At 70.7% G+C, this 8,916-nt stretch carries 8 protein-coding genes; all 8 read left to right on the forward strand.

The genetic code is table 11. The features are described 5' to 3' along the window. The first annotated feature begins 128 nt into the window (after positions 1 to 128). The gene (locus ICN82_RS15855; RefSeq protein WP_193184557.1) at positions 129 to 1,727 is read left to right on the forward strand and encodes an arylsulfatase; all 1,599 of its coding nucleotides are present in this window, start codon (positions 129 to 131) and stop codon (positions 1,725 to 1,727) included. Between the two features lie 76 nt (positions 1,728 to 1,803). After that, positions 1,804 to 2,775 carry an HAD family hydrolase gene (locus tag ICN82_RS15860; protein WP_193184559.1) on the forward strand — a complete coding sequence of 324 codons (972 nt, stop codon included), beginning with the start codon at positions 1,804 to 1,806 and terminating at the stop codon, positions 2,773 to 2,775. After that, the gene (locus ICN82_RS15865; RefSeq protein ID WP_193184561.1) at positions 2,772 to 3,743 is read left to right on the forward strand and encodes an AAA family ATPase; all 972 of its coding nucleotides are present in this window, start codon (positions 2,772 to 2,774) and stop codon (positions 3,741 to 3,743) included. Before ICN82_RS15860 ends, ICN82_RS15865 begins: the two co-directional genes overlap by 4 nt. A gap of 10 nt (positions 3,744 to 3,753) precedes the next feature. Further along, positions 3,754 to 4,737: a DUF58 domain-containing protein gene (locus tag ICN82_RS15870; protein ID WP_193184563.1), complete on the forward strand. Its 984-nt coding sequence runs from the start codon at positions 3,754 to 3,756 to the stop codon at positions 4,735 to 4,737. Continuing rightward, the gene (locus ICN82_RS15875) at positions 4,737 to 5,216 is read left to right on the forward strand and encodes a DUF4381 domain-containing protein (RefSeq protein ID WP_226898531.1); all 480 of its coding nucleotides are present in this window, start codon (positions 4,737 to 4,739) and stop codon (positions 5,214 to 5,216) included. Before ICN82_RS15870 ends, ICN82_RS15875 begins: the two co-directional genes overlap by 1 nt. Further along, positions 5,213 to 6,193, forward strand: coding sequence for a VWA domain-containing protein (locus tag ICN82_RS15880; protein WP_193184565.1), 981 nt, complete (start codon positions 5,213 to 5,215; stop codon positions 6,191 to 6,193). Before ICN82_RS15875 ends, ICN82_RS15880 begins: the two co-directional genes overlap by 4 nt. Further along, the gene (locus ICN82_RS15885) at positions 6,190 to 7,782 is read left to right on the forward strand and encodes a VWA domain-containing protein (RefSeq protein WP_193184567.1); all 1,593 of its coding nucleotides are present in this window, start codon (positions 6,190 to 6,192) and stop codon (positions 7,780 to 7,782) included. Before ICN82_RS15880 ends, ICN82_RS15885 begins: the two co-directional genes overlap by 4 nt. After that, on the forward strand, positions 7,779 to 8,916 hold a 1,138-nt coding region (locus tag ICN82_RS15890; RefSeq protein WP_193184569.1), incomplete at its 3' end, for a BatD family protein. The genes ICN82_RS15885 and ICN82_RS15890, both read left to right, overlap by 4 nt.

The raw sequence follows: 8,916 nt of genomic DNA on the forward strand, positions 1-8,916 counted from the left end.
GATAGGGTTAATGTAAGGTAAATTGATATTGATGCGAAAGAGTTCACCCCTCCCAGCGGCAATCCGTGCCAGGCGGGGTACGGGTCTTGCTACCGGGCAGCTGTCCGGAAACGAAGGGAGAAAGACGTATGTCCACGACGAACACGGCTGTCCGGGCCGGGCTGGGGGCCCTTGCCTTCAGTCTCAGCGCGAGCTTCGCCTTCGCGCAGGATGCCACCCCCGAGTCGGGTGCGGAAAGCAGCAGCCAGACCCCCAACATCCTGGTGATCTGGGGCGACGATATCGGCCAGGCCAATATCTCCGCCTATACCAAGGGGCTGATGGGCTACACGACGCCCAATATCGACAGCATCGCCGAAGACGGCGTGATCTTCACCGATTACTATGCCGAGCAGTCCTGCACCGCGGGCCGCTCGACCTTCATCACCGGCCAGTCGACGCTGCGCACCGGCCTCTCGAAGGTCGGCCTGCCGGGCGCAAATGCCGGCATGCAGGACGTGGACGTGACGCTGGCCTCGGCGCTGAAGGATCACGGCTATGCCACGGGCCAGTTCGGCAAGAACCACCTGGGCGACCGCGACGAGCACCTGCCGACCGCACACGGGTTCGACGAGTTCTTCGGCAACCTCTACCACCTCAATGCCGAGGAAGAGCCCGAGAACTTCAACTATCCCAAGGATCCGGAATTCCGCGAGAATTTCGGTCCGCGCGGCGTGCTGCACGCCTCCGCCGATGGCGAGATCGAGGATACCGGCCCGCTGACCAAGAAGCGCATGGAAACGGTGGACGAGGAAACCTCGGCCGCGGCCATCGACTTCATGCAGCGCGCGGTGGATGCCGACGAGCCCTTCTTCGTCTGGATGAACACCACGCGCATGCATTTCCGCACGCATGTGAAGGACGAGAACCGGTCCGAACCCGGTCTGACCGCGCTGACCGAATATGCCGACGGCATGATCGAGCATGACGCGATCGTCGGGCAGATCCTCGATGCGGTCGACGAGATGGGCATCGCCGACAATACCATCATCATGTATTCGACCGATAACGGCCCGCACCAGAACTCCTGGCCGGATGCCGGCACCACGCCGTTCCGCTCCGAGAAGAACACCAACTGGGAAGGCGCCTACCGCGTCCCGGCGATGATTAAGTGGCCCGGCCATATCGAGCCCGGTTCCGTCGCCAACGAGATGTTCTCGGGCCTCGACTGGTTCCCGACCCTGATGGCCGCCGTCGGCGACACCGACATCAAGGAACGGCTGCTGGAAGGCACGACCATCAACGGCAAGGAATACAAGAACCACCTGGACGGCTACAACCAGCTGCCCTACCTCACCGGCGAGACCGACGAGGGCGCGCGCGACCGGTTCTTCTATCTCAACGATGATGGCGATGTCGTGGCGCTGCGCTACGAGAACTGGAAGATCGTCTTCAAGGAACAGCGCATGAAGGGCACGATGGGCATCTGGGCCGAACCCTTCACCTCGCTGCGCGTGCCGAAGATCTTCGACCTGCGCGCCGATCCCTATGAACGTGCCGACGTGACCTCCAACACCTACTGGGACTGGGTGCTCGATCACACCTATCTGCTGGCTCCGGCCCAGATGATCGTGGGCGAATTCCTGGGGACCTTCGAGGAATACCCGCCGGCACAGCGCCCGGACAGCTTCTCGATCGACCAGATCCAGGAAGAGCTCGAGGCCAGCTTCAACGCCATGGCGCAGTGATCCTGCCCTGACCAAAGCGGCCCGCGGGACAGCCTCCCGCGGGTCATTTCCCGCAAGACAGTTTGCCGAGGTTGCCATGCGCGCCATGACCGTTGCGGCCGGGCTGATCGCGCTTCCCGCGATCGCCGCCGCCGATCCGCTCCCCTCCTGGAACAGCACCGAGACCAAGGACGCGATCATCGCCTTCGTCGATGCCGTGACCGATCCGGCCTCCGAAGACTACGTGCCCGAGGCGGACCGCATCGCGGTCTTCGACAATGACGGCACGCTCTGGGCCGAGCAGCCGCTGTATTTCCAGGGCCTCTTCGCCTTCGACGTGCTGCGCGAGAAGGCCGCCGAGGACCCCTCGATCCTGACCTCCGACCCGCTGCGCGCCGCCAATGAGGGCGACCTCGAAGGCGTGCTGGCCGGCGGGATGGACGGTCTGGTCGAGATCCTCGATGTCAGCCATGGCAACATCACCCCCGAGGATTTCAAGGCCCGCGCCGCCGAGTGGCTGGCCACCGCGACCCATCCGCAGACCGGACGCCCCTTTGGCGAGATGACCTATCAGCCGATGCTGGAGCTGCTGTCCTACCTGCGCGACGAGGAATTCACGACCTATATCGTCTCGGGCGGCGGCATCGACTTCATCCGCGCCTTCTCCGAGGATGCCTATGGCATCCCGCCCTGGCAGGTGGTCGGCACCGAGGGCAACACCTCCTACGCGCTGGATGCCGGGGGCACGCCCACCATCACCAAGGATGGCGGCGTCAGCTTCGTCGATGACAAGGCCGGAAAGCCCGTGGGCATCATGCGCCATATCGGCCGCCGCCCGATCTTCGCGGCCGGCAATTCCGACGGCGATTTCGAGATGCTGGACTGGACCACTGCCGGCGAGGGCCCGCGCTTCGGCCTGATCGTGCATCACACCGACAGCGGCCGCGAATTCGCCTATGACCGCGACAGCCATATCGGGCAGCTCGTGCGCGGACTGGACGAGGGGCCGGGCAAGGGCTGGACCATCGTCGACATGGCCGCGGACTGGAAGACGGTGTGGGCGGAATGACCCCGCGCGACCAGATCGAGACGCTGCGCGCCCGCATGGGCGAGGCCATCATCGGCCAGAAGGATGTGATCGACCGGCTGCTGATCGGGCTTCTGGCCAATGGCAACCTGCTGGTCGAGGGCCTGCCGGGCCTGGCCAAGACCCGCGCGATCAAGGCGATGGCGAAGAACCTGGCCTGCGATTTCTCGCGCATCCAGTTCACGCCCGACCTTCTGCCCTCGGATGTCACCGGCACCGAGGTCTATACCCAGACGACCGGCGAGTTCCGCTTCGATCCGGGCCCGCTTTTCGCCAATATCGTGCTGGCCGACGAGATCAACCGCGCCCCCGCCAAGGTGCAGGCCGCGCTTCTGGAGGCGATGGAGGAGCGGCAGGTGACGGTGGCGGGCACGACCCATGCGCTGCCGCCCTTGTTCATGGTCATGGCCACCCAGAACCCGGTCGAGCAGGAAGGCACCTATCCCCTGCCCGAGGCGCAGATGGACCGGTTCCTGATGCATGTGACGATCACCTGGCCCTCGGTCGAGGACGAGGTGGAGGTGATCCGCCTGGTCCGCGCCGAGGAGGTCGCCGCTCAGGGCGGCGACGGGACGGCGCGGCCCGAGCCCGTGGCGCAGGAGGCGGTCTTTGCCGCGCGCGCCGAGATCGGGCAGATCGCCGTCGCGCCGGGGATGGAGCGTTACATGGCCGACCTGGTCAATGCCACGCGCCACCCCGCCCCCTATGGCGAGGACCTGAAGCGCTGGATCGAGATCGGGGCCAGCCCGCGCGCCTCGCTGGCGCTGGACCGCTGCGGACGGGTGCATGCCTGGCTGTCGGGGCGCGACTATGTCGATCCCGAGGATATCCGCGCCATCGCCCCCGACGTGCTGCGCCACCGCCTGGCGCTGAGCTACGAGGCGCAGGGCGAGGGCATCGCCCCCGATGCCGTCACCGCGGAACTGCTGCGCCAGGTGGCGCTGCCCTGAGGAGCCCGCGATGCGCGACCGTCCCGCCCGCATCCGCACCGGCACGGCCCCCGCCCCGCGCGAGAGCCGGGGCGATCCGCGGATCCGCACCGACCTGTCCCATCTGCGCGGGCTGGAGCGCGCCGCCGCCGGGCTGAGCTTCCTGCCGCGCCAGCCGGCCGGATCGGTGCTGACCGGGCGGCACGGATCGCGGCTGCGCGGGCGGGGGCTGAATTTCGAGGAATTGCGCGGCTACCTGCCCGGCGACGACATCCGCGCGATCGACTGGAAGGTCACCGCCCGCACCGGCGCGCCGCATGTGCGGGTGATGACCGAGGAACGCGACCGCCCTGCCCTGATCGTCGTCGACCAGCGCATGTCGATGTTCTTCGGATCGCGGCTGAACATGAAATCCGTGACCGCGGCCGAGGCGGCGGCGCTGTCGGCCTTCGCCATCCTGGGCCAGGGCGACCGGCTGGGCGGCATCGTCTTCCGCGACGAAATGATCGCCGAGATCCGCCCCGCGCGCAGCCGCCTGGCGCTGAACCGGTTCCTCTCGGCGCTGGCCTCGGCCAATGGCGCGCTGCATGCGGGCCTGCCGCCGGTGGCGCCGCCGGCGCTGAGCGAGGTGCTGCGGCGGGTCATGCGGATCGCCCCGCGCGGCCATCTGGTGATCGTGCTGTCGGATTTCGACGTGACCGACGCGGAGACCGAGCGGCTGGTGGCGACGCTGTCGCGCCGCAACGACCTGGTGCTGGGGCTGGTGACGGACCCGTTCGGCGACAGCCTGCCCGCCGGGCTGCGCCTTGCCGTGTCCGATGGCGCGCTGCAGGCCGAGCTGGATACCGGCGATGCGGGCCAGCGGGCGCGGCTGCAGGACTTCGTGTCGGGGCGGCTGGCGCAGGTGCTCGACTGGCAGCGCCGCTTCGGCGTGCCGGTGCTGCCGCTTTCGGCCGCGGAGGAGACCCTGCCGCAGATCCGCCGCCTGATGGGGCGCGCAGGGATGGCGCGCTGATGGAAGAGGACGCCCCCGCCACCGACCTGCTGAGCCTGCTCGACCGGCTGGTCCAGCCGCCGCCGCCGCCGCCCGTGCCAATGTGGCCCCAGACCTGGGGCTGGGCGGCGCTGGCGGGGCTCGTTCTGGTCGCGGCGGCCCTGGCGCTCTGGCGGCTGGCGGTGATCCGGCGGCGCAATGCCTATCGCCGCGCCGCGCTGGCCGAACTGGCGCGGGCGGGCGGCGATCCGGCAGCGATCTCGGCAATCCTGCGGCGCACGGCGCTGGCCGCATGGCCGCGCGCGGAGGTGGCGGGGCTGAGCGGGCGCGACTGGACGGCGTTCCTCGAACGGACCGGCGCTGCGCCATGGCCGGACCCGGCCGCCCGCGCCCTGCTGACCGGGCCGGTCGCGGTCCGGCCCGCGCCCTCGCCGGAACTGGAGGCCCAGGCGGCGGCGTGGATCCGCGCCCATCGCCGGCCACGGGGAGGTGCCCGATGATCACCCTGGCCGCGCCCTGGGCATTGCTGCTGCTGCCCCTGCCCGTGATCGTGCATCGCCTGGCGCCGCCGCGGCGCGAACGCGTCCCCGCGCTGCGCTTTCCCTTCTTCCGCCGGCTGGTGGCGGCGGCCGGGGCAGAGGCGCGCGAGGGGGCGGTGGTGCTGACGCGCGGGCGCGTGCAGATGGCGGCGGCCATCCTGGCCTGGGCCCTGCTGGTCCTGGCGCTGGCGGGCCCCGAACGGCTGGGCCGGCCGGTGACGCTCGAAAGCGCGGCGCGCGACATGGTGCTGGCCATCGACATCTCGGGGTCCATGGACACGCGCGACATGGCCCGCAATAACAGCGATCCGCTGCGCCGCCTGGATGCCGTGAAGGAGGTGGTGACGCAATTCGTCGCCGATCGCGACGGCGACCGGGTCGGGCTGATCGTCTTCGGCACCAAGGCCTATCTGCAGGCGCCGCTGACCGAGGACCTGGACACGGTGACGGCGCTGCTGGCACGCACCGAGACCGGCATGGCGGGCCCGCATACCGCGCTTGGCGACGCGATCGGGCTGGCGATCCGGACCTTCGAAGGCAGCCAGATCGAGGACCGGCTGCTGATCCTTCTCTCCGACGGCAGCGACACGGCCAGCCGCATGGACCCGGTCAATGCCGCCGCGATCGCCGGCGCGCGGGGCGTGCAGATCGTCACGATCGGCGTCGGCGACCCCGAGGGCAGCGGCGAGGACCGCGTCGACCTGGCGGCCTTGCAGGACATCGCCGCCCGCAGCGGCGGGGCCTACTACTTTGCCGATGACCGCGACGCGCTGGAGCAGATCTATGACCGGATCGACGCGCTGACCCCGCGCGAGACCGAGACACGCACCTGGCGACCGCGCACCGACCTGTCCTGGATCCCGATGGGCCTGGCCGCGCTGATCATCCTGGGCGCGACCCTGTGGCTGCAGCTGCGCAGGACGGGAGGCCCGGCATGACCCAGCTGGCCATCGCGGCGGAGGCCTTCCATTTCCTGCGGCCCGCCTGGCTGGTCCTGCTGCCCGCCGTGCTGCTGCTGTGGTGGCGCATCCGCCGCGGCAGCGCCCGGCGCGACATCGCGGGAGAGGGCATCGCCCCGCATCTGCGGGCCGCGCTGACCCTGGGCGACACGGGCCGGGGACGCATCCAGCCCATCGATGCGGCGGCGGCAGCGATGATCCTGCTGCTGCTGGGCGCGGCGGGCCCCACCTGGTCGCGCATGCCGGATCCCCAGGCGGCCGAGGCCGCCCCGGTGGCGGTGGTGATGGCGGTCACCTCCTCGATGGAGGGCGCCGACATCGCCCCGTCGCGGCTGGAGCGCGCGCGCCAGAAGACGCGGGATTTCCTCGACCGCCGCGGCGGCGCGCGCACCGGGCTGATCGCCTATGCGGGATCGGCCCATGCGGTGGTTCCGATGACCGCCGATACCGGCATCATGGTCCCCTATCTCGCAGGGCTTTCCTCCCAGATCATGCCGCGCCCGGGCAATGATGCCGGGGCGGCGCTGGCGCTGGCGGGCGATCTGCTGGCGCCCGAGGGGGCGGGCGCGATCCTGCTGATCACCGACGCGGTGGACCCCGCCGATGTCGCGGCGATCGAGGCGGCACCGATGCCCGTCGCCGTCCTGGCGATGCTGCCCGAGGGCACGCGCGACCGCGGCATCGACGACCTGTCGGTGCCGGTGGTGCAGGTCACCCCCGATGACGCCGACATCGCCCGGCTGGACCGGCGGCTGAACGCGGCCTGGCGCGCGGCGCTTCTGGAGAATACCGACCAGCCCTGGGAGGATCGCGGCCCGTGGCTTGCCTGGCCTGCGGCGGTGCTGCTGATGCTGTGGTTCCGGCGCGGCTGGACCATGCGATGGGCCGTGCTGGCGCTGGGGCTGGCGGCCGCGCCCGACGCCCGGGCCGAGGGCATCGCCGACTGGTTCTGGACCCCCGACCAGCAGGGGCAGCGGGCGATGGACCGCAAGGATTTCGAGGACGCCGCAGGAGATTTCGCCGATCCGCTGCTGCGCGGCTATGCCTTGTATCGCGACGGGCAATACGCGGAGGCGATCGAAATCCTGGACCGGGTCGAGACGGCGCAGGCGGCGATGATCCAGGGGATTTCCCAGATCCGCGCCCGCGGCTATCGCGATGCGGTGGCGGCCTTCGAAACGGCTCTGGCCCGCGACCCGGACTATCCCGGCGCGGCGGAGAACCTGCAGACGGCCCGCGATATCGTCACCTATATCGAGGACGTGCAGGATGCGTCGGGCACGGAGGACGATACCGAGATGACCGCGGACGAGGTCGCCTTCGACAACGAGGAGAACCGCGGCGACGAGACCCGCCAGGAGGTCCCGCGCGACGGGGAGGGCGAGGGCCCGCTGAGCGCGGATCAGTGGATGTCGGGCGTCGAAACCGAGACCGCGGACTTCCTGCGCCAGCGTTTCGCGCTGGAGGCGGCGGCCGGGCCCCGCGATGCCGCGCAGGACCCCGACGCCGCCCAGGCCCCGGATGGCACGGAGGCGCCGCCGCCGCCCGCGCCGGGGGACAGCCCATGATCCGGATCCTGGCCCTTCTTCTTGTTCTGCTGCTGCCGGACCCTGCCCCGGCCCAGGAGGCCGCGGCGGAGGCGCCGCCCGACGGACCGATCCTGCGCCAAGAGCTGGACCCAGCCGAAGGCGCGCCCGGGCAGGTCCTGACCCTGCGGCTGACGGTGCTGGTGCCCAGCTACATGCCCGAACCTCCGGTCTGGCCCGCGCTGCAGACCCCCGACCTGAAGATCACCCTGCCCGAACGCGGCAGCGGGCCGGTCAGCGAACGCGTGGGCGGCGAGACCTGGTCGGGCATCTCGCGGCGCTACGAGATCACGCCGCTGCATCCCGGGGCGTATGCGCTGCCGCCCATCTCGGTGGGCGTGACCTGGGCCGATGGCGAAAGCGGAGAGATCCGCAAGGCCACGGTCACCGGCGATCCGGTCCGGCTGACCGGGGTGGTGCCCGAGGCGGCGGCGGGGCTTGATCCCTTCCTGGCGGCGGAGGCGCTGACCCTGGATCTGCAGGTGGAGGGCACGCCGGAAGAGATGACCCAGGGGGACAGCGTCACGCTGACCCTGACCGCCACGATCGAGGGCGGCACGCCGATGATGATCCCCGCGCTGCTGCAGGTGCCCGGGATCCCCGGCATCGCCGCATATCCGGACGAACCGCGCCTGAGCGAGACCGCTGACGGCGGCACGCGGGTCGAGTCGGTGACGCTGGTGGCCGAGGCCGGGGCGAAGGCCGATATCCCGGCGATCAAGGTGGACTGGTACGATCCCGCCAGCGACAGCATCCGCAGCGCCGCGACCGAGCCGGTGACGATCCGAGCCGAGGGGCCGCGCCTGCCGCGGCTGTCCCCGCAACAGCGCCGCTGGGCGGTGACGGCGGGCCTGGCGGGCCTGGGGCTGCTGGGCGGGGGCGCGCTTGCGTGGCGCAGGTTGCGGCCGCTGCGGCAACGCCGCGCCGAGGCCCGGCGCGCCTCCGAAGCCTTCGCCTGGGCGGCGCTGCAGGACGCGCTGCGCAAGCGGGACACGGCCAGGCTGCATCCGGCGCTGGATCTGTGGGCGGCGCGCTGCCCGGCCGCCGATCCGCGGCGCGATCCGCGGCTGGCCGGGGCGCTGGCGGCGATCGGGCGCGCCCGCTACGGACCGGGCG

The organism is Mangrovicoccus algicola (genome assembly GCF_014903745.1).
In the GTDB taxonomy this organism is placed as follows: domain Bacteria; phylum Pseudomonadota; class Alphaproteobacteria; order Rhodobacterales; family Rhodobacteraceae; genus Mangrovicoccus; species Mangrovicoccus algicola.

Bases quoted from the DNA above. Each gene is read 5' to 3' on its own strand.
- ICN82_RS15865 (WP_193184561.1), top strand. From the start codon at position 2,772: ATGACCCCGCGCGACCAGATCGAGACGCTGCGCGCCCGCATGGGCGAG.
- ICN82_RS15885 (WP_193184567.1), top strand. From the start codon at position 6,190: ATGACCCAGCTGGCCATCGCGGCGGAGGCCTTCCATTTCCTGCGGCCC.
- ICN82_RS15875 (WP_226898531.1), top strand. From the start codon at position 4,737: ATGGAAGAGGACGCCCCCGCCACCGACCTGCTGAGCCTGCTCGACCGG.
- ICN82_RS15870 (WP_193184563.1), top strand. From the start codon at position 3,754: ATGCGCGACCGTCCCGCCCGCATCCGCACCGGCACGGCCCCCGCCCCG.
- ICN82_RS15880 (WP_193184565.1), top strand. From the start codon at position 5,213: ATGATCACCCTGGCCGCGCCCTGGGCATTGCTGCTGCTGCCCCTGCCC.
- ICN82_RS15855 (WP_193184557.1), top strand. From the start codon at position 129: ATGTCCACGACGAACACGGCTGTCCGGGCCGGGCTGGGGGCCCTTGCC.
- ICN82_RS15860 (WP_193184559.1), top strand. From the start codon at position 1,804: ATGCGCGCCATGACCGTTGCGGCCGGGCTGATCGCGCTTCCCGCGATC.